Origin of the sequence: Arthrobacter citreus (assembly GCF_038405225.1) — a bacterium.
In the GTDB taxonomy this organism is placed as follows: domain Bacteria; phylum Actinomycetota; class Actinomycetes; order Actinomycetales; family Micrococcaceae; genus Arthrobacter_B; species Arthrobacter_B citreus_A.
The window spans coordinates 1,172,214-1,195,739 of sequence record NZ_CP151657.1 but is presented as its reverse complement, the minus strand read 5'-3'; the positions used below and the strand labels follow the sequence as shown (position 1 = coordinate 1,195,739).

19 protein-coding genes are annotated in these 23,526 nt (G+C 64.9%); 7 read left to right on the top strand and 12 right to left on the bottom strand.

Annotation, left to right across the window (positions count from 1 at the left end):
• Nucleotides 1–975 (top strand): LacI family DNA-binding transcriptional regulator, encoded by a 975-nt coding sequence (locus AAE021_RS05530; protein WP_425362469.1) that lies wholly within the window; start codon nt 1–3, stop codon nt 973–975.
• Nucleotides 976–989: 14 nt separating this feature from the next.
• Entirely contained in the window at nt 990–2,078 is a 1,089-nt protein-coding gene (locus tag AAE021_RS05525) for a Gfo/Idh/MocA family oxidoreductase (RefSeq protein ID WP_342024616.1), read from the top strand.
• 149 nt (nt 2,079–2,227) lie between these two features.
• On the opposite strand, the gene rpsA is transcribed toward AAE021_RS05525, so the two are convergent.
• The 3 genes from rpsA to polA form a co-directional block, all read right to left on the bottom strand.
• Nucleotides 2,228–3,700, bottom strand: coding sequence for a 30S ribosomal protein S1 (gene rpsA / locus AAE021_RS05520; RefSeq protein ID WP_152218096.1), 1,473 nt, complete (start codon nt 3,698–3,700; stop codon nt 2,228–2,230).
• Nucleotides 3,701–3,908: 208 nt separating this feature from the next.
• On the bottom strand, nt 3,909–5,222 hold the full coding sequence (locus AAE021_RS05515; RefSeq protein ID WP_342024615.1) for a GNAT family N-acetyltransferase: 1,314 nt from the start codon (nt 5,220–5,222) through the stop codon (nt 3,909–3,911).
• A gap of 41 nt (nt 5,223–5,263) precedes the next feature.
• On the bottom strand, nt 5,264–8,044 hold the full coding sequence (polA, locus tag AAE021_RS05510; RefSeq protein WP_425362451.1) for a DNA polymerase I: 2,781 nt from the start codon (nt 8,042–8,044) through the stop codon (nt 5,264–5,266).
• A 19-nt stretch (nt 8,045–8,063) separates the two neighbouring features.
• On the opposite strand from polA, the gene AAE021_RS05505 reads away from it, so the two are divergent.
• Nucleotides 8,064–8,552: a hotdog fold thioesterase gene (locus AAE021_RS05505; RefSeq protein ID WP_152218093.1), complete on the top strand. Its 489-nt coding sequence runs from the start codon at nt 8,064–8,066 to the stop codon at nt 8,550–8,552.
• A gap of 23 nt (nt 8,553–8,575) precedes the next feature.
• On the opposite strand, the gene AAE021_RS05500 is transcribed toward AAE021_RS05505, so the two are convergent.
• Complete coding sequence (locus AAE021_RS05500) at nt 8,576–9,283, bottom strand: phosphotransferase enzyme family protein (protein WP_342024614.1); 708 nt, start codon at nt 9,281–9,283, stop codon at nt 8,576–8,578.
• A gap of 110 nt (nt 9,284–9,393) precedes the next feature.
• Entirely contained in the window at nt 9,394–9,972 is a 579-nt protein-coding gene (locus AAE021_RS05495) for a dihydrofolate reductase family protein (protein ID WP_342024613.1), read from the bottom strand.
• A gap of 216 nt (nt 9,973–10,188) precedes the next feature.
• Here AAE021_RS05495 and AAE021_RS05490 point away from each other — a divergent pair, with 216 nt between their 5' ends.
• The gene (locus AAE021_RS05490) at nt 10,189–11,229 is read left to right on the top strand and encodes an alkene reductase (RefSeq protein ID WP_342025326.1); all 1,041 of its coding nucleotides are present in this window, start codon (nt 10,189–10,191) and stop codon (nt 11,227–11,229) included.
• Between the two features lie 110 nt (nt 11,230–11,339).
• On the opposite strand, the gene AAE021_RS05485 is transcribed toward AAE021_RS05490, so the two are convergent.
• From AAE021_RS05485 to AAE021_RS05465, 5 genes are all read right to left on the bottom strand, one after another.
• On the bottom strand, nt 11,340–12,158 hold the full coding sequence (locus tag AAE021_RS05485) for a histidine phosphatase family protein (RefSeq protein WP_342024612.1): 819 nt from the start codon (nt 12,156–12,158) through the stop codon (nt 11,340–11,342).
• A 52-nt stretch (nt 12,159–12,210) separates the two neighbouring features.
• Nucleotides 12,211–12,453, bottom strand: coding sequence for a hypothetical protein (locus tag AAE021_RS05480; protein ID WP_342024611.1), 243 nt, complete (start codon nt 12,451–12,453; stop codon nt 12,211–12,213).
• Nucleotides 12,450–13,679, bottom strand: coding sequence for an inorganic phosphate transporter (locus tag AAE021_RS05475; protein ID WP_342025325.1), 1,230 nt, complete (start codon nt 13,677–13,679; stop codon nt 12,450–12,452). The genes AAE021_RS05480 and AAE021_RS05475 overlap by 4 nt, the downstream gene beginning before the upstream one ends.
• A gap of 260 nt (nt 13,680–13,939) precedes the next feature.
• Entirely contained in the window at nt 13,940–15,982 is a 2,043-nt protein-coding gene (locus AAE021_RS05470) for an MFS transporter (RefSeq protein ID WP_342024610.1), read from the bottom strand.
• Between the two features lie 66 nt (nt 15,983–16,048).
• The gene (locus AAE021_RS05465) at nt 16,049–16,459 is read right to left on the bottom strand and encodes an Hsp20/alpha crystallin family protein (RefSeq protein ID WP_152218088.1); all 411 of its coding nucleotides are present in this window, start codon (nt 16,457–16,459) and stop codon (nt 16,049–16,051) included.
• 330 nt (nt 16,460–16,789) lie between these two features.
• Between AAE021_RS05465 and AAE021_RS05460 the strand changes: the two genes are divergently transcribed.
• The 3 genes from AAE021_RS05460 to glsA are packed head-to-tail and all read left to right on the top strand — an operon-like array spanning nt 16,790 to nt 20,910.
• Nucleotides 16,790–18,175 (top strand): glutamate decarboxylase, encoded by a 1,386-nt coding sequence (locus AAE021_RS05460; protein WP_342024609.1) that lies wholly within the window; start codon nt 16,790–16,792, stop codon nt 18,173–18,175.
• Nucleotides 18,176–18,193: 18 nt separating this feature from the next.
• A complete protein-coding gene (gadC, locus tag AAE021_RS05455; protein WP_342024608.1) occupies nt 18,194–19,963 on the top strand; it encodes a putative glutamine/gamma-aminobutyrate antiporter GadC in 1,770 nt (589 codons plus the stop codon).
• Entirely contained in the window at nt 19,960–20,910 is a 951-nt protein-coding gene (gene glsA, locus AAE021_RS05450) for a glutaminase A (RefSeq protein WP_342024607.1), read from the top strand. Before gadC ends, glsA begins: the two co-directional genes overlap by 4 nt.
• 182 nt (nt 20,911–21,092) lie before the next feature.
• Here the strand turns inward: glsA and AAE021_RS05445 are convergent, their stop codons facing one another.
• Together AAE021_RS05445 and AAE021_RS05440 are read right to left on the bottom strand one after the other, a co-directional pair.
• A complete protein-coding gene (locus AAE021_RS05445; protein WP_342024606.1) occupies nt 21,093–21,854 on the bottom strand; it encodes an SDR family NAD(P)-dependent oxidoreductase in 762 nt (253 codons plus the stop codon).
• On the bottom strand, nt 21,854–23,515 hold the full coding sequence (locus AAE021_RS05440) for an AarF/ABC1/UbiB kinase family protein (RefSeq protein ID WP_342024605.1): 1,662 nt from the start codon (nt 23,513–23,515) through the stop codon (nt 21,854–21,856). The genes AAE021_RS05445 and AAE021_RS05440 overlap by 1 nt, the downstream gene beginning before the upstream one ends.
• Between the last annotated feature and the right edge of the window lie 11 nt (nt 23,516–23,526).

The following is a 23,526-nucleotide window of genomic DNA, read 5'->3' as shown; positions in this document are numbered from 1 at the left end:
ATGGTGGCGGCCCTGGCAGGGGTGTCCCGGGCGACAGTCTCCCGCGTGGTCAACGGGGCACCGTCAGTTGACCCGCATCTGGCGCGTTCCGTGGAGCAGGCCGTGCGCACGCTGAACTACGTGCCCAACCGCGCGGCGCGCACCCTGGCCAGCCGGCGGACCTACACCGTGACACTGCTGGTTCCGGAATCCACGTCCAAGGTCTTTGCGGATCCGTTTTTCGCCACCGTGGTGGAGGGCGTTGCCCGCTACCTGAACACCACCGACTACATGCTGAACATGGTCACCTCGTCGGAGTCGAACCCGGAGAAAACCCGCCGGTACCTGCTGGGCGGCAACGTGGACGGCGTCCTGGTGGTCTCCCACCACAGCGGGGACCATTCCTGGGCGCACCTGAACGGCTCCCTGCCGCTGGTGTTTGCCGGCCGCCCCCTGATGGATGTATCCGACAGCTACTTCGTGGAGGTGGACAACGAGGAAGGCGCCGTTGACGCCACCACCCGGCTCATCAGGGACGGCCGCCGTCATATCGCCACCATTGCCGGTCCGCAGGACATGCCGCCCGGCGTGGACCGGCTCGCCGGCTGGCGTTCCTCCCTGGCTGCGGCCGGCCTCGACGACGCGCTGGTGGAAACGGGTGACTTCACGGTGACTTCGGGCGCTGCGGCCATGCGCCGCCTCCTGGACCGGGGGAAGCCATTGGACGGTCTTTTTGCCGCCAATGACCAGATGGCTGCCGGCGCGTACTCGGTCATCAAGGAACGCGGGCTGCGGATCCCGGAGGACATCGCCGTCGTCGGCTTCGACGACGATTACTACGCCACCAGCCTCAGCCCCGCGCTGACCACTATCCACCATCCAATTGCCGCACTGGGCGAGAAAATGGCCGAGCTGCTGGTGGAACTGATCGAAGGCCGCCCGGCTGAACGCATCCACCGGCTGCCCACTTCCCTTGTTGTCCGCGAGTCCGCCTAGGAGCTGAAGTCCGCATGACCCTCACCACTGAGCAACGGCACTTTGTCCGTCCGCCCTGCGCCGAAGAAGGCGCACCCTCTCCCCTGGCCTCGACCGGCCGCCCGTTGAACTGGGGCGTGGTCGCCACCGGTGGGATCGCCGGCAAGGTCACCGGCGACATCGCCCTGCTCGAGGATTCCGTCCTGTACGCGGTCAGCTCGCGCAGCGCCGCGAAGGCGTCCGGTTTCGCCGAACGTTTCGGGTTCGCGTCCTCGTATTCCGATTCGGACGGGGTGTCCGGTTTTGAGGCGATGTTTGCGGACCCCGCCGTGGACGTCGTCTACATCACCACACCGCATGCCCAGCACTACGACGTCGCCAAAAGCGCCCTGGAGCACGGCAAGCACGTGTTGTGCGAGAAGCCGTTCACGGTAAGCGCGGCTGAGGCGGCCGAACTCATCGACCTGGCCCGTGCCCGGAACCTGTTCCTGATGGAAGCGCTGTGGACCAGGTTCCTGCCCAGCACCAACCGGGCCTGGGACATCCTGGCCTCCGGCGAGCTCGGCACACCGTCCTGGGTGCAGGCCGACCTCGGGTTTACCGCCCCTTCGGACCCGGCCAGCCGGCTGTGGGATCCGGCCGCCGGCGGCGGTGCGCTGCTGGATCTTTCCGTCTACACGCTGACCTGGGCGTTCGGTGCCCTGGGCTTCCCCGACGGCGTCACCGCGGCCGGGGTCCTCAACGACAGCGGAGTGGACATCCAGAACGCCCTGACCCTGCGGTACGACGACGGCCGGCACGCCCAGCTGTCGTCGTCGCTCGCAGCCTCGGGACCGGGCAGCGCCACCATCGCCTGCAGCGGCGGGTGGCTGAGGACCGGAGGCGGGCACCTGCCCAATCCCACGGAACTGCACGTGCACGGCCCGGAGGGAGAGCGCGTCGAAACGTTCGACCCCGCGGGAGCCGGCTACACCTACCAGCTGCGGGAGGTCACCCGCTGCATCCAGCAGGGCCTGACCGAAAGCCCCACCATGCCGCTGGCGGACACGCTGCGGACCATGGAGCTGCTCGACGGCGTGCGTGCCCAGCTTGGCCTGCGGTACGCCAACGACGCACGGCACTAGCCCCGAAACGTCCACCCCGAACACACCGAACACACGAACAGCTAACGCAAAACCCAGCACGCAAAAAGCAGGCCCCCACCAAAGTGGGGGCCTGCTTTTTTGGCTATTTCAACCGGTTAGTTCAACCGATCAATTGGCACACCGGGAAATTAGTTGCCCGTGAGCTTCTCGCGCAGAGCGGCAAGTGCTTCGTCGGAAGCCAGCGTGCCGGCACCCGTCTCAGCAACGGCCGGCTCGGAGGAGTAGCTCGTGGTGCCGGATTCGGACGTGTCCGAAGCAGCTGCGATGTCCTCGGAAGCGTGCTGTGCAACCTGCTTCTTGTGGGCTTCCCAACGGGCCTGGGCGTCAGCGTACTGCTGCTCCCAAGCGGCACGCTGGGTCTCGTAGCCTTCGAGCCATTCGTTGGACTCGGGGTCGAAGCCCTCCGGGTACTTGTAGTTGCCGGCTTCGTCGTACTCTGCGGCCATGCCGTACAGAGCCGGGTCGAACTCGGTGCCCTCGGGGTCTACACCCTCGTTGGCCTGCTTCAGCGACAGGGAGATGCGGCGACGCTCGAGGTCGATGTCGATGACCTTGACGAACAGTTCGTCTCCAACGGAAACAACCTGCTCGGCCAGCTCTACGTGGCGGACTGCCAGCTCGGAGATGTGGACCAGGCCCTCGATGCCGTCTTCGACGCGAACGAACGCACCGAACGGAACCAGCTTGGTGACCTTACCCGGCACAACCTGGCCCAGGGCGTGGGTGCGGGCGAAGGTCTGCCACGGATCTTCCTGCGTAGCCTTCAGCGACAGGGAGACACGCTCGCGGTCGAGGTCAACTTCCAGAACCTCAACGGTGACTTCCTGGCCAACTTCAACGACCTCGGAGGGGTGGTCGATGTGCTTCCAGGACAGCTCGGAAACGTGGACGAGACCGTCTACGCCGCCCAGGTCCACGAAGGCACCGAAGTTGACGATGGAGGAAACAACGCCCGGACGAACCTGGCCCTTTTCCAGCTTGTTGAGGAACGTGGAGCGAACCTCGGACTGCGTCTGCTCGAGCCATGCACGGCGGGACAGAACAACGTTGTTGCGGTTCTTGTCCAGTTCGATGATCTTGGCTTCGATCTGCTGGCCGATGTACGGAGCCAGGTCGCGGACACGACGCATCTCGACGAGGGAGGCCGGCAGGAAGCCGCGCAGGCCGATGTCCAGGATGAGGCCACCCTTGACAACCTCGATGACGGTACCGGTAACGACGCCGTCTTCTTCCTTGACCTTCTCGATGTCGCCCCAGGCGCGCTCGTACTGTGCGCGCTTCTTGGAGAGAATCAGGCGGCCTTCTTTGTCTTCCTTGGTGAGAACCAAAGCTTCGACCAGATCGCCAACGGAAACTACGTCTCCGGGATCAACGTCGTGCTTGATGGAAAGCTCACGGGAAGGGATGACACCCTCGGTCTTGTAACCGATGTCGAGCAGGACCTCGTCGCGGTCAACCTTGACGACGGTACCTTCGACGAGATCGCCGTCGTTGAAGTACTTGATCGTTGCGTCAATGGCGGCGAGGAAGTCCTCGGCAGTACCGATGTCGTTGATAGCGACCTGCGGGGTACCGGACTTCTCGGTGGTGGTGATGGTCATGTAGTTGGGACTCCGATGTGGAAGTTGTTTTGTATTCCGGATGCGCTCCCACCGAACTCAGAGCAGCCGTTCGGGCCTGCCTCAAGACAGTGCTTGTTTGTCCGGAGATGGACAGAATTGGTAACTTACTGCGCAATTACGCGCCAGATCAGTCTAGCCGCAGCGCGCAACTCAGGTCAAAGCACCCGGGGTACTTTGACGCGGGTAATCAGAAATGCGTGTTGCAGTAAGGCATCGTTGGCGCGGTAAAGAGCACATCAAGAGTGTCCAACGCCTCCGCGCTGCCGCGTATTCCCCCGGTCGCGGCCAGCGTCCGGGCGCTTACGCCGCCCAAATACAGCGATCCCAGGGCGTCGGCATCGAGCTCCACTGAAGGAATATCCGACGGCGCCCGGTCACCGGCCAGCGCCGTCACGGACCCGCGTCCACCGTCCGCACTCAGGTGCCAGACACCGCCGGCCAGGCCCAGCGGATCCACCACGGTCAGGACGACGGCGCCGCTGCCCGTGTAGTGCCGGGACTCAAGGGCCGCCGCGGTGTCCAGGATCCGCAGCCACAGCACGTCCTCCACACCGGTCACGCGGTGGCGCCGGCGGTCGGCCAGCATCCAGGGCAGCGGATCCGAAACCGGCGCAACGTCGAAAGCCAGCCGGTCCACCAGGTCAATGGAGCCCAGGCAGCGCCAGAGTTCGCGGTAGGCCTCGTCCGTGGCGGCAATGAGATCCACGACTTTGATGGTTTCCGGCTGCGTGTCCCAGCCTTTGAACTTGTAGGTGGCGTAGCCGTCGGGGATGCCGGCGGCGTCGTAGTGGATGATGCTCCGCAGCGCCTTGTCCGGTTCACTGCTGTGCTCACTCCAGGCCCCCGACGCGCGCAGCGCGTACGCATGCTGCCTGCCGAGAGCACCCAGGGTCCGCGCCTGGTGCACCCGAAAGATCTCCGGTGCCAGCTCCTGCAGTTTGGCGCTGTCGGCAATCACGGCGGTGCCGGTGGCTGCGGTCCGGAACGGGAGACCGGCCCGCACATCCACGGCAATGCTCGCCGCCGAGGTGGCGGCCCCGAAGCCGAACCGCCCGTAAATGGTGGCTTCGGACGCCGTCAGCGCAGCCAGGGCCAGGCCGGATTCCTTGGCGCGGGCAAGATCGGTGGTGATCATCCTGCGCAGGATGCCGCGCCGGCGGTGCGTGGGGCGGACCGTCACGCAGGTCACCAGATGTGCCGGCAGCAGCTGCCCGCCGCCCACATTCAGGGTATTGACCATGGTGGCGTAGGTGGCCACCGGAACTGATGCATCCCAGGCAAAGTCCGGCGCCCCGTCGTCGTACACGGAGGTCAGGACGCGGCCGTCCCGCCGATAGGCATCGACCATGGCGGCCAGGCGCGCCGGGTCGGCCCGGTGTTCGTGGAACCCCAGCCGAACGGCCTCGAACCAGTTGGTGGTCCTGGTATCGGCGGCAGAGGGATCAGCGTCAACGTATCCGGGCGCGAAGGACTCCATTCGTAGTCCGGTATCCGTCTGCATGATCCCCCTGTGGTTTTTTGGGCCGTTTAGCGCGGCCCGGTTTAGTGTCCGGCTTCGTGCCAGCTCACGCCGACGCCCACTGAGACATCCAGCGGAACTGACAGGTCCGCCGCGGACCCCATCTCTTCGCGGACCAGCTTCTCCACCGCGTCCCGTTCCCCGGGGGCGACTTCGAGCACCAGTTCATCATGAACCTGCAGCAGCATCCGGGATTTCAGCCCCTGGGCCTTCAGCTGGGCGTCAACGCCGAGCATGGCCTTCTTGATGATGTCCGCCGCGGAACCCTGGATCGGGGCGTTCAGGGCGGCGCGTTCGGCCATTTCGCGCAGCTGCCGGTTGTCGCTGGACAGGTCCGGCAGGTAGCGGCGGCGGCCCTCGATGGTGGAGGTGAAGCCGTCCTTGCGGGCCTGCTCGACCACGCCGCGCAGGTAATCGCGCACCGCGCCGAAGCGGTCGAAGTAGTCCCGCATCAGGGTCCGGGCCTCGTCCACCGGGATGGCCAGCTGCTTGGACAGCCCGAACGAGCTCAGGCCGTACACGAGGCCGTAGGACATGGCCTTGACCTTGGACCGCATGGCGCTGGTGACTTCCTCCGGCGGCACGCCAAAGATGTGCGCGCCGACAAACCGGTGCAGGTCCTCGCCGTCGCGGAAGGCCTGGATGAGGCCCTCGTCCCCGGAAAGGTGGGCCATGATCCGCATTTCCACCTGTGAGTAGTCGGCGGTCAGCAGGGTTTCGTAGCCCTCGCCCACGGTAAAGACTTCCCGGATGCGCCGGCCCTCTTCGGAACGGATGGGAATGTTCTGCAGGTTCGGGTTGGTGGAGGACAGCCGCCCGGTGGCCGCCGCCGTCTGGACGTAGGTGGTGTGGACGCGGCCGTCGTCGGACACTGCCTTGCGCAGCCCCTCAACGGTCTGGCGCAGCTTGGTGGCGTCGCGGTAGGCCATCAGGTTCGCGAGGAACGGATGCCCGCCGGTCTTCACCATCAGGTCCGTCAGCGCGTCGGCGTCCGTGGAGTATCCGGTTTTGATCTTCTTGGTCTTGGGCAGCCCGAGTTCGTCAAAGAGGACCACCTGCAGCTGCTTGGGCGAACCGAGGTTGATCTCCTTGCCGATGATGCCAAACGCTTCGCTGCTGGCCTGGGCGATCGTGGCGCTGAAGTCATCCAGCAGCCGGTCCAGTTTTTCGGTGCTGACCGCGATGCCGGCGAGCTCCATTTCCGCCAGAACCTCGGACAGCGGCAGCTCCAGTCCGCCCAGGAGCTGGTTGGCTCCGCGCTCCACCAGCTGTCCGGCAAAGTGGTCGCTGAGCTGCAGTGCGGCGAAGGCTTCCTTCACCGCGGGGCCCGCAACATCCACCTCTTCGAGCTGAAGCTGCAGCTGGTTGCTGCCGGCAGCCGCCGGGGTCAGTGACATCTTCAGGTGGTGCTGGCTCAGGTCCGGAAGGTCGTAGCTGCGCCGGTCCGGCTGGATCAGGTATCCCGAGATGGTGGTGTCGTCGACCTCGCCGGCCAGGTGCAGGCCGCGTGCAGCCAGGGCCTTGTACGCTTCCTTGAAGTCATGGACAACCTTGGGTGCGTCCAGGTCGGACAGCCAGCCGGCGAGCACCTGCTCGGCGTCAGCGTCAATTTCAGTCAGCGGAACGTAGGCGGCAACGGTGTTGGTGACCAAGGCCAGCCCGACGACGTCGCGCCCCGCAGCCGCACCTTCGGTGACCAGCTGAACGGCGGTCTTGGCCTGGTTGGTGGAGGCAATCCAGTCCTTCAGGCTGACGGCGTCGGTAATGACGGTGTGTTCCGGAGGGGTCAGCTCGTGGCCGGTGGAGGCACTCTCCTCCTCGCCGTAAATTTCGAACAGGCGTTTGCGGAGCGCGTTGAACTGCAGCGCGTCGAAGAGCTCCTCAATGGCCTCGCGGTCCGGGCGGCGTGCGGACATGGCGTCCAGGTCCACCGGCAGGTCAAGGTCCCGCAGCAGGCGGTTCAGGCGGCGGTTGCGCTTGACGTCCTCAATGTTGGCGCGGAGCGAGTCGCCCACCTTGCCCTTGATGCTGTCGAGGTTCTCCAGGATGCCCTCGAGGCCGCCGTACTGCTTAATCCATTTCGCGGCGGTCTTGGGGCCGACACCGGGCACGCCCGGAAGGTTGTCTGCGGATTCGCCGACGAGCGCGGCCAGGTCGGAGTACTTGTCCGGCGGTACAAGGTACTTTGCCTCCACGGCCGCCGCATCCATGCGCGGCAGGTCCGATACGCCCTTTTTGGGATAAAAGACGGTGACGTGGTCATCCACCAGCTGGAAGGCGTCACGGTCACCGGACACCACCATGACGTCCCAGTTCCGGGCGGAGGCTTTTTCGGCCAGCGTCGCCAGGATGTCGTCGGCTTCGTAGCCGTCCATGGAGAGGGTGGGAATGCGCATGGCTTCCATCACCTTGATGATGAGGTCCACCTGGCCGTGGAACTCCTCCGGCGTCTTGTTGCGCCCGCCCTTGTATTCCGTGTATTCCTCGGAGCGGAACGTGGGGGTATCCAGGTCAAAGGCCACCGCAAGGTGGGTGGGCTTCTCTTCCTTGATGAGGTTGATCAGCATGGAGGTGAATCCGTACACCGCGTTGGTGTGCTGGCCGGTGTCCGTGGAGAAGTTCTCGGCCGGCAGCGCGTAGAAGGCACGGAACGCCATGGAATGTCCGTCGATCACCAGCAGCCGGTTGTGGCCTCCCGCCGTAGCGGTTCCGAGTCCCTCGGACGCGGGTTCCACGGTCCCTTCAAGAACGGGTTCGGCAGGGATTTCTGCTTGGATATCGGCCAGTTTGGTAGATTCACTCACAGATGTAAGCCTAGTTGGCATGAGCGACAATTTCACGCCGGGCAACGGCGCCCCGTCCCAGGCACCCAACGCCTTCACCGACCAGCTGAATGCAGCGGGTGTCCCCCCTGAGATGCACGGGTGGCTAAGCACCAACGGCGTCGGGCGGCTGGTGGAGAAGCTGGGTATCCACTTTGTGGAGATGACGGCGGAGCGGATGGTCGCAACGATGCCCGTTGAGGGCAACGAGCAGGTGGCCGGAATCCTGCACGGCGGCGCCCACATGGTTCTCGCCGAAACGCTTGGCTCCTTTGGCGCCGCAATTCACGCCGGTCCGGGCCGCCAGGCCCTGGGCATCGAAATTGGAGCGACGCACCACCGTTCCATTTCCTCCGGCACCGTCACGGGAACGGCTACGGCGATCCATCTCGGGAATACCCTGGTAACGCACGAAATCGTCATGACGGATGAGCAGGGACGCCGCCTGAGCACGGCCCGGATGACCAACATGCTCCGCGACGTCCGGTAGCGAAGCGCACCTGCTTCAGAGCGCTACGTCAAAGCCTTCCGCAGCGCCTCGGCATTCGCGGTCAACCAGCTTTCCGCCCGGGGCAGCTTGTCCTTCAGCCCTTCATCCCACCAGCGGCGAAACACCGGATCCGTCTCGGCAGCCGCCTTCATGGTGATGGCGGAGTTTCGCTGGCGACGCAGTGCGGCGTCGACAATCCCGCCCCGCTGGACCGCATCCATCCCGTAGGCGTCGGCAAAGATCCGCACCCGGCGTGCCACATCGACGCCGGAGAAGCCAGGCCCGCGGTCCTGCGGGTGACACAGCGGCGCCCACCAATATAAGGCGTTGACGGCGTCGGTCACCCGCGTTGTGGGCCGCACCAGATCGAAGTCGATCAACGCCGCCGGCAAACCCCCGCGGAAAACCACGTTCCCCGGACAGTAGTCCTGGTGGGCCACCAGTTCCGGCTCGGCGAACAGCGGCTCAAGCCCCGGCTGCGGGGGTCCCGGGATGGTTCCGAAAACAGCATCCGATGGCGCGGACCATCCTTCCGCGGCATCGTGTGCCCGGCGAATCAGCCGGGCCAGCTCAGCCAGTTGTGCTTCCCCAACAGCCCAGGCCGGCAGGGGCTCCGTTGGCACGTCACCCTCGACATAGCTCAAGACCTCCCGGCCCTTGGCGTCGTACCCGAGGGGGCGGGGTGCGCCCGTGAAGCCGCGCCCGTGGATATGCGCCAGGAACGCATGCACTGTGGCTGTTTGCGGGCGTACGGGCCGATGGACCGAGTTCCCTCTCCGGTGGACCTCGGTCCACCCATCCCCCTGGAGCAGCACCTCATCGGCCGGGCTGTGGTTACCGGTCACTTCGGCACCGGCTGCTCCCCCGGGCCGAAGGCGTAGTGCAGCTGCACCAGCCCCTCACCCACGGAACGGGTCTCCAGCAGCACAGCCGGTTTCGTGACACTGCCCACCGGGAGCACCGGCCGGCCGCTGCCCAACGCAACGGGCACCACGGTGAGGACCATTTCATCGATCAGGCCCTCGTCCATGAATTGTCCGGCGATATTTCCGCCTCCGGCCAGCAGGACATCCTTTTCACCGGCGTCATGCACAATGTCCGGATGGAATTCCGCGGCCTCGCCGCGGATAAAAGTGATATCGGCGCCGGGGATGCCGGGAAATTCGTGGTGGGTGAATACCCAGACCGGGATTTTTCCGTAGGGCCATGATGCCGCGTCCGCCAAAAAGTCCCGGTAGGTCCGGGCACCCATCGCCACGGCGCCAACACCACGCAGAAACTCCGGGAAGGATGGATCGCCAAACGGGGAGGCCCCGGACTCCCGCGTCCGCTCCCCCGGATTCCGTCCTCCGGCGTGGTTTTCCCCCTCGATCAGGAACCCGTCCAGCGACGCTGCCACGTAATAGAGCGTTCTGACCATGCCGCCATGCTAGCCGGGGCGCCGGGTAAAAACACCGGCAGAAGCGCCGGGTGAGGTATCCCATGCCCAGGAATACTTATCGGCCGCTCCGGGTTGGGCGAAATGGACAGCTTATTCACCCGCGGCCGGTGCCGTCAGTAATACACCGGCTGCGCACTATGGAAGGAACCTTCCTCCTTGAATCTCTTCTCACCGTTTACCCTCGGCAGCATCGATATGCCCAACCGCCTGGTCATGGCACCGCTGACCCGCACACGCAGCGGCCGGCACGGCGTCCCCAACGCGCTGATGGCGGAGCACTACGCGCAGCGCGCCTCCATGGGCCTGATTGTGGCCGAAGGCACCTACACCTCCTACGAGGGACAGGGGTTCCCGTGGCAGCCCGGGCTGGTTACCGAAGAGCAGATATCGGGCTGGAAGAACGTGACAGACGCCGTCCACGCCGCCGGAGGACGCATCGTGGCCCAGCTGATGAACGCCGGGCGGGTGACGCACTCCGGCATCAACGGCGGCCGCCGGGTTGTGGCGCCCAGTGCCATCGCCGTCGACGGCATGACCCGCACCTATGAGGGCAAGCAGCCGTACCCGGTCCCGCACGCACTCGCCACTGCCGAGCTTCCCGCCATCACCGCGGAGTTCGTCGCAGCTGCCCGCGCCGCGATGGCGGCAGGGTTCGACGGCGTTGAACTGCACAGCGCCAACGGTTATCTGCTGCACGAGTTCCTGTCCCCGGACTCCAACCAGCGCACCGACATGTACGGCGGGTCGCCGGAGAACCGGGCACGCTTCGTTATCGAGGTCTACCGGGCAGTGGCCGAGGCCATCGGCGCGGACCGGACCGGCCTGCGGATCTCCCCCGAAAACAACATCCAGGGAGTCCTGGAAACCAACCCCGCGGATGTCCTGGCGACGTACACCGCTCTCGTCACCGCCATTGCGCCGTTGAAGCCGGCCTTCCTCAGCATCCTGCACCGGGACCCGGCCGATATCCTCGTGCAGGAACTGCGCAGGACTTTCGCTGGTCCGGTTCTGCTGAACTCCGGCTTCGGCATCCTGACCACCCGGGAAGAAGCCATCCGGTACATGGAAGATGACTTGGGCGACTGCGTAGCCGTTGGACGTCCCGTCATTGCCAACCCGGACCTGGTCCGCCGCTGGGAGGAAGACCTCCCGCTGAACACTCCGGACCCGTCCACCTTCTACTCCCATGGCCCCGCCGGCTACACCGACTACCCGGAGTACGCCGCAGCTTCGTAGCCGATCCCGAACCGGTGTACGCGGTGTGTCAAAAAGCCCGGCGGCGGGCCTGTTAAGGCTCCGCCGCCGGGCTTTGGTGTGCCTGCCGAAAAATGCGCCGGGCGGACCGCTCAGCTGCCGAACGATCCCTGCAGGAAATGCCGGTTGGATTCAACCTTGTCCAGGAGGTCCCTGCCGGTGTAGTAGGTGCGGTCAAACTCTTCCCACCCGCCAACAAACATTGTCCACTCCCCGTCGATCAGGACGGGCCAGCAGCGGCGGACCCAGCTGAGCTTGTCCCGGACGTTGTTCCGGCTGTCCGGATCGGTGCTGGAGTATTGCAGGACGGTGCAGTTGTGGATCATCTGCTCCCTGTCGGCGTCACGGTCCAGGAACTCTTCGTCGCTCCAGCGTTCCAGTACGAGCCGCGTCGCCCACATGAATTCACCGTGGGTCACCATGAGGACGTTGTCGCGGGCGTTTTCGCGGTGCAGGGTGCTCAGGATGTTCCGGACCCGGTTCTCAGCGACATTGGCGATGGATTCACCGGCCGGCGGAGCCCAGTACAGCGGGTCGTTGTCGCGGTAGGCAGCATTCTGCGAGTACTTCCGCGCGAAATCCTGCTTCGACATTGACCCGATTTCACCCCAGGAACGCTCGCGGATCACCCGGTTTTCTTCCCACCGGACATCAAGGGCGAGGTGCGCCGCAGTTTCACGCGCCCGGGTGTAGGTGGAGACAAGGGCGCGGTCGAACCCGATTCCCAGCCCGGCGATCCACTCGCCCGCAACCTTGGCCTGCTGCACCCCAAGTTCGGTCAGACGCCAGGAGCGGTCCGGGACCGTCGTCGTTTCTTCGGTGTAGAGGCTCGGATCACCGGCCTTCGAAGCCCGCTGCATGACGTTCGCTTCGCTCTGTCCGTGCCGGACAAGGAACAGATTCCGGGGCATGACCATCGGGCGTCTCCTGGGGGTGGTGGCTCAGGCTGTGGCGTACCGGCTTTCAGCCGTGCAGCGCGGGAACAATCAGGTAGATGCCAAAGAGTACCGCTGCGCCGCACACCGTGAAGCATGCGTAGGCCCCGGCCTTGACCAGCGCCAGCCGGCTCTTGGCCTCCGGTCCGGGGTTCCGGTCCGAGGCAACGGCGTAGAGCCGCACACCGGTGGAGTACAGCCCGACAACGAGGAGCGTGGACAGCAGGGTGATTCCGGCGACGATGAGGTAAGCGACCCAGTTGATGCTCATTTGGACGTTTCCTTGACCTTGGTGTTGCGGGCGGCGGCGGCGCGTCCCTGTGAACGGGATTTGCGCTTGTTGATCTTGACGGCTCCACCGGCGTTGTCGATGTTGCTTACGGCGTTGTCGTGGCCCACACGGTTACGGCGGGACCACAGGAAGATGAACAGGATGATGGCCAGGCCCAGGATGCCGTCAATCGTGACGCCCACCGGGCCGGTGCTCGCGAGGAGGGCGGCAGCGGCACCCATGACGGCGGCGGCGGGCAGGGTCAGCAGCCAGCCTCCGGCGATCCGGCGTGCAGTTCCCCAGCGGACTTCGGCTCCCTTGCGGCCCAGCCCGGAACCGATGACCGATCCCGAGGCAACCTGCGTGGTGGACAGGGCCATGCCGAGATGCGTCGAGGTCAGGATGGCCGCGGCGGTGCTGGTCTCAGCGGCGAAGCCCTGGGCAGGCTTGACGTCCGTCAGGCCGGTGCCCATGGTGCGGATGATGCGCCAGCCGCCGGCATAGGTGCCGGCCGCAATCGCGATCGCACAGGCAGCGACAACCCAGAACACCGGCCCGGTTCCCACAGCCTGCGAGCCGGCGGAAATGAGTACCAGGGTGATAACACCCATGGTCTTCTGGGCGTCGTTGGTGCCGTGCGCCAGGGCCACCAGCGACGAGGAGAAGATCTGCGCGTAGCGGAAGCCGCCGCGCTTGCGGGGCAGCTTGTCTCCCGATTCCTGATCGTGCCGGCGGGTGATGGAGTACGCCAGGCGGGTGGCCAGGTAGGCCACGGACAGGGCTATGGCCGGAGCGATGAACGCCGGCAGGATCACCTTCGACAGCAGCACGGAGTAGTCCACGGATCCGAAGCCGGCGCCGATGATTGCGGCGCCGATCAGGCCGCCGAACAGGGCATGCGAAGAGCTGCTGGGCAGGCCAAGCAGCCAGGTGATCAGATTCCAGATCACCGCACCCAGCAGACCGGCAAAGATCATGACCGGAGTGATCTGGATGCCGCCCTCACCTTCCCTGATAATTCCGCCGGAAATGGTCTTGGCCACTTCAGTGGACAGGAAAGCGCCCACCAGGTTCAGCACTGCGGCCAGCGCCACAGCGTTCTTCGGCTTGATGGCGCCGGTGGCAATGGGGGTTGCCATTGCGTTGGCGGTGTCGTGAAAACCGTTGGTGAAGTCGAAGAATAATGCGAGCGCAATCACCAGCGCCACCATGAGGGTGAGGTCCACCACGTACCCTAACTTGAAGACAAAAAGGAGTTCCATCAGCACCACGCGGCCGCTGCCAACACTTCGTCAGCGGCGGGGCAGCACGGTGCTTCCGGTATATCGGAAATAGTGAGCAAAGGGGCCGGCATGCCCGGGCGTGAATGCACCGGTTGAGCGGGTCCCGGAGGACAGTGTCCCATTTATGCCAGATTGATCCTATGCGCTGAAGCAATCAGGTACCAAAGGCAGGAGTGTGCGCTTGGTCTCGACTGCCGCCGCGCCTAGATGCGCAGCCCGGTTGTGGGCGGCCCGCCGAGTTCGACGTCGATCACCGTATTCGGTGCCGGGAGGGTGACCCGCCTGGTGTGCGTTGTTACGCCGTCGGGCTCCACCACTGTCAGGATGTACGTTCCCGGGCGTGGCAGCGGCAGCTCGTAGTATCCGCCGCTGTCCGATCCGGCCGCCCCCGGGTTCTCCCCCGCGGGCTGGACCAGGATCACCAGGGCCCCTGCCACCGGATGACCGTTGTGGGTGACCTGTCCCGTGAGGGTCAGCCGGTTGCTGAAGCGGATGTCGTGGCTGCTGGCCACCCCCGGAAAGGCGAGAACCTCGGATACCGGGCGCCATTGGTGCTGGGTCGCCACCAGCACGTAACGTCCGTCTCCGGGCAGGACGACGGCGTAGCGCCCGCCGTCGTCGGCCCGGTCCCAGTCCACGGGCTCGCCGCCGTGGTCCAGCACCGTGACCACGCCTCCCGGCACCGGTGCGCCGCTGTCCCCGGCCAGCATGGTCCCGGTGACCATGATCTCGCGCCGGGCATCCGCCGGAGAAGGCTGGCGCTCCCCGGGCGAGGCATGCAGTTCCGGATGGGTGGCCTCCCGCCGCGGGGCACGGGGAATGAGGCAGGAGATTCCGGTGGCGGTCAGGGCTGCGAAACAGGCCAGGGAGAAGATGGCACGGAAGGCGTCCACGTCAGGGAAGGCCTCTCCCCCGACCGTGATGGTTATGGAGGCCAGGATGCTGGCCACTGCGGCGCTGCAGGTGGACGTGCCCAGCGAGCGCAGCAGTGTGTTGACGCCGTTCGCGGCGGCGGTGTCGGTGAGTGGGACGTTGCTCATGATGAGTGTGGGCATCGCCGCCATGGCAATGGCGGTGCCGATGGACACGATGACGGCGCCGATGATGATCCCGGTGACTGTGTGGACCAGCAGGACCCGGGAGAAATAGCCGCCGGCCATCACCGCGCAGCCCACCACCATGGTGGTCTTCGCGCCGAAGGAATTGGTGATGTGCGCCGAGAGCGGTGCCGCCGCGACCATGGCCAGGCCGGCTGGGATCATGGTCAGGCCGGCGACCACGACGCTCAGGCCGAAGCCATACCCGGATTCCTTGGACAGCTGCAGCTGCTGAGTGGTGACCAGCATGTTCGCGTACATGGAAAACCCCACCAGGACGGTGGCGGCGTTGGTCAGGAGCACCGGGCGCCGCGCCGACGTACGCAGGTCCACCAGGGGCTGTCCCTTGCGCAGCTCCAGCGGAAACCACACAGCGAGAAGAACGACGGCGGCGGCAAAGAGGCCAAGGATTGAATCGCTGGTCCAGCCCCAGACTCCGCCCTTGCTGATGGCCAGAAGCAGGGCGGTCATGGCGGCGGAAAGCACCACGGCGCCTTCGTAGTCGAACCGTCCCGGCGTGCGCACCCGGGACTCGGGAACAAACACGATCACGGCAATGATCAGCACAGCAGCAATGATCCCCACCACCCAGAAGGTGGCCCTCCAGCCCAGCCGGTCATAGATCAGGCCCGCCATGGGCAGGCCCAGGGCACTGCCAATGCCGAAACTGGCGCTCATCAGCGAAACAGCACCCGCAATCTTGCGCTGCGGCAGCGTGTCCCGCAGGATGCTGATGCCCACTGGAATCACGGCTCCGGCAAATCCCTGCAGTGCCCGCCCCGTCAGCGCCCAGAAGAACGTGCCGCCAATGGATGCGGTAAACGCGCCCGCCACCATCATGGTCATGGCAATCAGCAGCATCCGGCGCTTGCCGAACATATCGGCCAGCCGGGAGACGATCGGTGTCGCGACGGCTGCACTGAGCAGCGTCACCGTCACCATCCAGGACACGTCGTCGGAGCTGACGCCGAAAATCCCGGGATACTCGGGCAGCAGGGGGACCACCGCCGTTTTCTCCAGGGAGACGACGACGCCGCCGCTGGCCAGTGTGGCGATGATGACCCAGTCGGGGTACTTCCGGGACGTTCCCACCCCGCCGGCGGAACCGCCGGTTCCGCCAGCCGGGGTGCTGGGGGCCTGGCCGCTCATGGATCCTCCTCGCCGCAGCATTTTCCGCGGTGTTGGATCCGCGGCCCTCACCCCCAGTAACTGCGGTCATCCCCGGGAAATCGGCACCTTCGTGGATGAAGCCCCCACCTCAGGCACCGGAACCCGGACTTCCAGCACGCCGTCGTTGTAGGACGCAGTGACGTTGTCCTGGCTGGAACCTGCGGGCAGCGGAATGTCGCGGGTGAAGGAACCGTAGCGGAACTCGCTGCGGTAGCCGTTCTTATCCTTGTGCTCGCTGCCCTCCCGGCGCTCGCCCTTGATGTGCAGGATGCCATCGCTGACCGACACATCCAGGTCCTTGTCCGGATCAATATTGGGCAGTTCGGCCTTCACCACCATGGTGGCGCCGTCCCGGTACTCCTCCACCGGAAAGGCGGGGACTTCCCAGTCGCCTTCAAAGAATTTGCGTACGGGTTCGGGCAGTTCGAACCGATCACGCCGCGCCAGTCCCGCCATGGTGCCTCCTTGCAGATGTGTGCAGATATGCCGTATGTGGTTTCGGCCGAGCGTGTCTCGCTGGACATGTCGTGTTGCTGCATGTCATGCCGCTCGTTTTGTCGTTTCACAGTACGCGCGCAGCGTCCCTGCCTCAACGGTCCATGCCCCATCCGCGGCCGGGAACACCGATCCAAACCCAATACCGACACCCCAAGGCTGCCGGGGCCGCCGAGCCTAGCCACTGTTTTTGGCCCCGCGTAGAGTTTTTGGTGCGCGCAGCCTCATGGGGATTCATAACCGGCGATCACACCGGTCCGGTGCATTCCACACCCTTACTGAAAGGTCCAGATGATGCCGCAGGAACGCGATAAAGACTCATTGAGCGTCAATCCACTGTTTGCCCGCCCGGGCGAAGACACTGTCGCCTCGAAAACCAAACTGGCAGACGGCGAGATGCTCCCGGAAACGGCCTACCAAATCGTCCATGACGAAACCATGTTGGACGGAAACGCCCGTCTGAACCTGGCAACCTTCGTCAGCACCTGGATGGACGATCATGCCAACAAGCTGTACGCGGAGACGTACGACAAAAACATGATTGACAAGGACGAGTATCCGCAGACTGCCCAAATTGAGCAGAACTGCTGGAAGATCCTTGCCGATCTGTGGCACTCCCCCGATCCCGGCGGCACCATCGGCACCTCAACGGTCGGCTCTTCCGAAGCCTGCATGCTGGGCGGCCTTGCCCTGAAACGCCTGTGGCAGCATTCCCGCCGGGCGGACGGCAAGCCCACTGACAAGCCCAACCTGGTGATGAGTTCAGCAGTTCAGGTGTGCTGGGAAAAGTTCTGCAACTATTTCGATGTGGAAGCCCGGCTGGTTCCGATCAGCGAGGAGCACAAATGCCTTGACGGGTTCGAGCTGGAAAACTACGTCGACGAGAACACTATCGGCGTCGTCGCCATCATGGGCGTGACCTACACCGGGATGTACGAGCCGGTGAAGCAGATCGCAGCGAAGCTCGATGAAATCCAGGCCTCCACCGGACTGGATATCGCCATCCACGTGGACGGCGCTTCGGGCGCCATGATCGCGCCGTTCATCCAGCCGGATCTGGAATGGGACTTCTCGATTCCCCGGGTGCACTCCATCAGCACTTCAGGCCATAAGTACGGCCTCGTTTATCCCGGGCTCGGCTGGGTGGTGTGGCGCGAGCGCCAGTGGCTGCCCGAAGACCTGATCTTCTACGTCAGCTACCTTGGCGGCGACATGCCCACTTTCGCCCTGAACTTTTCCCGTCCCGGCGCCCAGGTTGTCCTGCAGTTCTATTTGTTCCTGCGGCTCGGACGTTCCGGTTACGCCAAGGTCCAGCAGGCGTGCCAGGACGTTGCACTGTACCTGTCCTCCGGGATCAGCGAGATTGGCCCCTTTGAGCTGTGGAATGACGGGTCTGACATCCCGGTGTTCGCCTGGCGCCTGAAGGAAGGCCACACGGATAAGTGGAGCTTGTATGACCTGGCCGAGCGGCTGCGGACCAAGGGCTGGCTTGTTCCCGCCTACCCCATGCCCAGCAACCTGGAAAACCTGACCGTGGAACGGATCGTCGTCCGCAACGGGCTGAGCATGGACCTGGCTGACAGCCTCCTTGAGGACATCCGGACAGAAACGGACTACCTCAACCGGCTTGAGTCGCCGATGCCGCAGGAGGCCGCACAGCCCGGCTTCCACCACTAACTCGAGGAGGTGAGTGGGATGAGTGATTCCACTGCATCAACCGGATCGTCCGCATCAACCGGCTCGTCATCATCTGGTTCTTCCGCACCGGGTTCTTCGGACCAGGCACGGACGGCCAAGGCAAAGCAGACCGCCAAAATCACCATCGGCGCCCTGGCCGTCATGAACATTGTGGCCGTGGTGAGCCTGCGCGGTTTGCCCGCAGAGGCGGAGTACGGCCTCAGCTCCATTTTCTACTATGTGCTCGCGGCCGTGGTCTTCCTGATTCCGGTGTCGCTCGTCGCCGCCGAACTGGCCACAGGGTGGCCGGAACAGGGCGGCGTCTTCCGCTGGGTGGGTGAGGCGTTTGGCCCGCGCTGGGCCTTCGTGGCGATGTTCATGCTCTTCATCGAAGTCAGCATCTGGTTCCCGACCGTCCTCACCTTCGGCGCGGTGTCCCTGGCCTACACCGGCACCGACCAAAACCTGGATGCCCAGCTGTCGGGGAACAAGGCCTTTGTCCTGGCGGTGGTGCTGGTGGTCTACTGGCTGGCCACCTTCATTGCCTTCCGGGGGGCCGCCGCGTTCTCCAAAGTGGCCCAGTGGGGCGGCATCATCGGCACCATCATTCCGGCCGCTGTCCTGATCGTGCTGGGATTCTCGTATTACTTCGCGGGAAACACGCCCCAGATCAAGATGGGCTGGGGCGAACTCGTCCCTGACTTCTCCAACTTCTCCAACGTGGTGCTGGCCGCAAGCATTTTCCTGTTTTACGCCGGCATGGAAATGAACGCGATCCACGTCAAGGAAGTGAAGAACCCCACCCGTGACTATCCGCTCGCAGTGCTGATCGCCGCGCTGGGAACGGTGGTGATCTTCGTGCTGGGCACGCTGGCCATTGCCTTCGTGGTTCCGCAGGCGGACATCAACCTGACCCAATCACTTTTGACCTCCTACAACGACATGTTCGAGTGGGCAGGCATTGGCTGGGCAGGTCCAATCATTGCGGCCATGCTGCTGATCGGGGTGCTCGCCGGTGTGGTGACCTGGGTGGCCGGCCCGTCCAGCGGCCTCCTGTCCGTGGCCAAGGCGGGGTATCTGCCGCGGTTCTGGCAGCACACCAACAAGCACGGCATGGGAACCCACATCATGCTTTTCCAGGCACTGGTGGTCACGGCCCTGGGCCTGGTCTACGTGGTACTGCCCTCGGTGCAGGCCGCGTACCAGATCCTGAGCCAGCTCACCGTCATCCTGTACCTGATCATGTACATGCTGATGTTCGGCGCTGCCATTTACCTGCGCTACACGCAGCCCAACCGGCCCCGGCCGTACCACATACCCGGAGGGGACGTGGGCATGTGGCTGGTGGGAGGCCTCGGCTTCCTCGGCTCGCTGATGGCTTTTGTCTTCAGCTTCATCCCTCCGGACCAGATTTCCGTAGGATCGCCGGCCGTGTATGTAGGCATCCTGGCGGGCGGCGCAGCCGTGTTCTTCATCCTTCCGCTGGTGATCTATGCACTGCGCAAACCACACTGGCGGGACCCGGCCAGCAGCTTCGTTCCCTTTACGTGGGAGCTGGAGCACCGCCATCCCGGCGTCCAGACACAATCATCCGTGCCCACCGCGGTCCTGACCGAGCAGGCGATGGCTTCAGGCGCCGTCGGCTCGGGCGCCGGTGCCGGAGAAGGCTCCGGGGAAACCGCCCCGGGCGGTGCCCCGTCGTCGGATTCCTCCCCGGCGTCCGGCACCGACAAATCAACGATTCGCCACCGGTCCGGGCCGGCGGTAGGCGGGAGCGCAGCCCTATGATCCCCGACAAGTCAGCGATAGCCCAGGCTGTCCAAACAGCCCACGCGGACCACGCGAATGACTCCGGCGGTGAGAACGCGAGCTACATTCCGTACCTGGCGTCCGTGGATCCCTCGCTGTTCGGCGTCTGCGTCGTGACGGCCGACGGCGAGGCGTTCGAGGCCGGGGACGCCGGCTTCGAGTTCGCCCTGGAGTCCATTTCCAAGGTCTTCTCCATGACTCTTGCCATGCAGAGTGTTGGCCTGCCGGACTTCCACGACAAAGTGGGGGCGGATCCCACCGGGGAGCCCTTCAATTCCGTCATTGCCGTGGCGCTGCACGGGGACAAACCGGTGTCGCCCCTGGTGAACGCCGGCGCCATGTCCACAGTGTCCCTGATTCCGGCCGATTCGCCGGATGAGCGCTGGAAGAAGATCCTGGACATGCAAAGCGCCTTTGCCGGACGCGAGATCAGGATCAGCGATGCCGTCAATGACTCCGAGCAGTCCACCAACTTCCATAACCGTGCCATTGCCTGGCTGCTGTACTCGGGCGGAACCATGTACTCGGATCCCATGGAAGCCTGCGAGGTGTACACCCGGCAGTGTTCCACTCTGGTCACCACCCGGGACCTGGCCACCATGGGTGCAACAGTGGCGGCCCGGGGGCGGAATCCCGTCACCGGAAAGCAGGTGTTTGATGCTTCCCTCGTTCCGCCGATCCTGGCGGAGATGACCATGGAGGGGCTGTACACCGCCTCCGGAGACTGGGCCTACAAAGTGGGACTGCCCGCCAAGAGCGGGGTGGGCGGCGGGGTGCTGGCCATCATGCCGGGCACCTTGGCCATCGCGGCCTTTTCTCCTCCGCTGGATCCGGTGGGCAACAGCGTCCGGGCGCAGCATGCCGTGGCCCAGGTGGCATCGGCGCTGAACCTGAACATCTACAACTCAACGGACTTCGCGCAGTAGAAGCACCGGGAGCAATAAGAGCACCGGAAGAATCAGCACAGCATCAGGCCCGGACGGGTTGCGGTTCCGCCGCAGTCCGTCCGGGCCTGCTCTTGCCCGTCCACCCCAACCAACCCCGTCCACCCCAACCCAGCCCAGCCCAATGGGCCGGAATCGAGCTCACAGCTGGGCCTGAATCGAGCTCACAGCTGGACGGCGCGTGAGAGTGCGCCATCCACCAGGATGTTGGCCCCGGTGATTCGAGACGCGCGGGGGCTGGCGACAAAGGTGACAACGTCAGCGACCTCGGCCGGGGTGCCCATCCGCCCCGTGGGGTTCCTCGCCACCGCTGCTTCGAAGGTTGCCGGGTCCTTCTCCTCCAGCAGGGCCCAAAAACTGCCCGGGTAATAGGTGTTGCCGGCACTCACCGTGTTGGCCCGGATCCCCCTTCCCGCAAGCCGGAAGGCAAGGCCCGCCATGTAGCCGGCCACTGCGGTCTTGGCGGTTGCGTACGGGCCGGCGGCGAAGTCCACTTCCCGGCCCGAGGTGCTGGAAACAACAACGATGCACGGCGCGGTGCTCAGTTCCAGGTGCGGAAGCGCGGCTTTGACCAGCCGCACCGTTCCCATCAGGTCCACTGCGAGGGATGCCTCCCAATTTTCTTCGGTATCCTCCAGCGCCGCGGCGCTGGCAGCGGAAACCACTATGTCGACGGCGCCAAAAATGACGGCTGTTCCGCTGACCCACCGGGCCAGCGCGCCGGGGTGCACCACGTCCACCACGGATCCTTCGATGCGTCCCGAAGATGCAGCCAACTGCTCCTCCAGGACTCCAACCTCATAGGCCCTTTCCGCGCAGAACGAAACGTTGGCACCCTCCCGGGCAAATTCCTCCACCACGGCACGGCCGATCCCGGTGGTTCCGCCCGTCACCAGCACCGTCAGGCCGGCCAGTGACAGATCCATCAATAGTTCCTGATGCGCTGTTTGCGGGCGGTCCAGGCGAGATACCCGCCAAGGGCTCCCGTCGAAGCCAGCCCCGCGGTCATCAGCGGCGCCTGCCAGCTCTTCCAGCGGTCGGTGTCACCCAGCGCCAGCTCCCCGACGCCGCGGATGAATGCTGCCGCGAAAATGGCCGCCACCATCCGGTTTCCCACCCGTTCAAGCCGCTCCACCAGGGGGAAGAGTTCCTCGGCCCTGAGGTGCACCTCGAGTCCTTCAAAATCAAGCGTGTTGAGCAGCCGGCGCAGCTGGTCCGGCAGCTCCGCACCGAGCTCCAGCGTTTCCGCACCGGCTTGGCCCAGCCGCCGGACAAACGCCACCGGATTCAGCTCGTGCACTGTCATCCGCCGGGCATACGGGCCCAGGGTGTTGCCCATGCTGAAGTCCGGATCGAGCACCTCCCCCATGCCTTCCGTCATGATCAGCATGCGCAGCAGCAGGGCCATCTCCCGCGGCAGCTGCAGATGGTGGCTGCGGATAATGCCAAGGGCGCTGTTGATGATGCGGCCCACCGGGGCGTTTCCCAGGGTTCGCCCCTCGTACAGGCGGATGAGCTGCTGCAGGTCAAGGCGCAGCCGGAGCCGGTCAACGCGGCGGGTCCTGACGCACATCCGCGTCAGCGCCGATGCCATCCGGTCCGGGTCCTTGCGGAGGACGGCGACGAAGAGTGCCGAAAGCTGGGCCCGGAATTTGTCGTCAATCTCCCCCACCATGCCAAAGTCGATGAGCCCGATCCTGCCGCCCTGCTCCACGAAAATGTTGCCCGGATGGGGGTCGGCATGGAAAAAGCCGTCGTCGAAGACCATCTTCATTTCGGCGTCTGCCGCAGCGGCGGCGAGCGCCTTGCGGTCAATTCCCGCGGCATCCAGTGCGGCGGTGTCAGTCACCTTCAGCCCGTAGAGCCGCTGCTGCGTCAGGACCGTGGCCGTGCTGAACTCGTCATATACAGCCGGAATATCGACGGCGGGGTTGTCCTCGAAATTCAGTGCGAACCTCCGGGCGTTGCGGCCCTCCTGCGTGTAGTCCAGTTCGGAACGGAGCGTCTCGGCGAATTCGTCCATCAGTCCCTGAACGTCGTAATCCCGTGCCGCTTCCCAGTGCCTGCCGGCATACCCCGCCAGCCCCTGCAGGATGTCAAGATCCTCATTAACCTCCTCATCGACTCCGGGACGGCGGATTTTCACCACGACATCGGCGTTGCCCGGCAGCCTCGCCCCGTACACCTGACCGATCGATGCCGTGGCCAGCGGTGTGGTGTCGAAGCGGGTGAACCGGCTCAGCACATCCTCCCCCAGCGCCGCCTGGAGCACGGGGTGGATCTGCTCCCAGGGCACGGGTTCGGCGTTATCCTGCAGCTTGGACAACTCCCGCTGGTATCGGGGCGGCAGCAGGTCCTGACGGGTCGACAGCAGCTGGCCCAGCTTAATGAAGGTTGGGCCTAGTTCCTCCAGTGCTTTGCGCAGGTACTCGGGCGTGCTGTTGGGGTGTTCCGGGCGGTCCCCCGGCTGCGCCTTGCGCCGGAAGGGCAGCCGGGCGTCCAGACCGGACGCGGACACCAGGAATCCCAGTCCGTTGCGGTACAGGATTTCCGCCATCTGCTTGTAGCGGTCAAGGTGGCTCTTCACACGTGGCTCCC

Bases quoted from the DNA above. Each gene is read 5' to 3' on its own strand.
- AAE021_RS05530 (WP_425362469.1), top strand. From the start codon at position 1: ATGGTGGCGGCCCTGGCAGGGGTGTCCCGGGCGACAGTCTCCCGCGTG.
- AAE021_RS05525 (WP_342024616.1), top strand. From the start codon at position 990: ATGACCCTCACCACTGAGCAACGGCACTTTGTCCGTCCGCCCTGCGCC.
- rpsA (WP_152218096.1), bottom strand. From the start codon at position 3,700: ATGACCATCACCACCACCGAGAAGTCCGGTACCCCGCAGGTCGCTATC.
- AAE021_RS05515 (WP_342024615.1), bottom strand. From the start codon at position 5,222: ATGCAGACGGATACCGGACTACGAATGGAGTCCTTCGCGCCCGGATAC.
- AAE021_RS05505 (WP_152218093.1), top strand. From the start codon at position 8,064: ATGAGCGACAATTTCACGCCGGGCAACGGCGCCCCGTCCCAGGCACCC.
- AAE021_RS05495 (WP_342024613.1), bottom strand. From the start codon at position 9,972: ATGGTCAGAACGCTCTATTACGTGGCAGCGTCGCTGGACGGGTTCCTG.
- AAE021_RS05490 (WP_342025326.1), top strand. From the start codon at position 10,189: ATGCCCAACCGCCTGGTCATGGCACCGCTGACCCGCACACGCAGCGGC.
- AAE021_RS05485 (WP_342024612.1), bottom strand. From the start codon at position 12,158: ATGCCCCGGAATCTGTTCCTTGTCCGGCACGGACAGAGCGAAGCGAAC.
- AAE021_RS05480 (WP_342024611.1), bottom strand. From the start codon at position 12,453: ATGAGCATCAACTGGGTCGCTTACCTCATCGTCGCCGGAATCACCCTG.
- AAE021_RS05470 (WP_342024610.1), bottom strand. From the start codon at position 15,982: ATGAGCGGCCAGGCCCCCAGCACCCCGGCTGGCGGAACCGGCGGTTCC.
- AAE021_RS05465 (WP_152218088.1), bottom strand. From the start codon at position 16,459: ATGGCGGGACTGGCGCGGCGTGATCGGTTCGAACTGCCCGAACCCGTA.
- AAE021_RS05460 (WP_342024609.1), top strand. From the start codon at position 16,790: ATGATGCCGCAGGAACGCGATAAAGACTCATTGAGCGTCAATCCACTG.
- gadC (WP_342024608.1), top strand. From the start codon at position 18,194: ATGAGTGATTCCACTGCATCAACCGGATCGTCCGCATCAACCGGCTCG.
- glsA (WP_342024607.1), top strand. From the start codon at position 19,960: ATGATCCCCGACAAGTCAGCGATAGCCCAGGCTGTCCAAACAGCCCAC.
- AAE021_RS05445 (WP_342024606.1), bottom strand. From the start codon at position 21,854: ATGGATCTGTCACTGGCCGGCCTGACGGTGCTGGTGACGGGCGGAACC.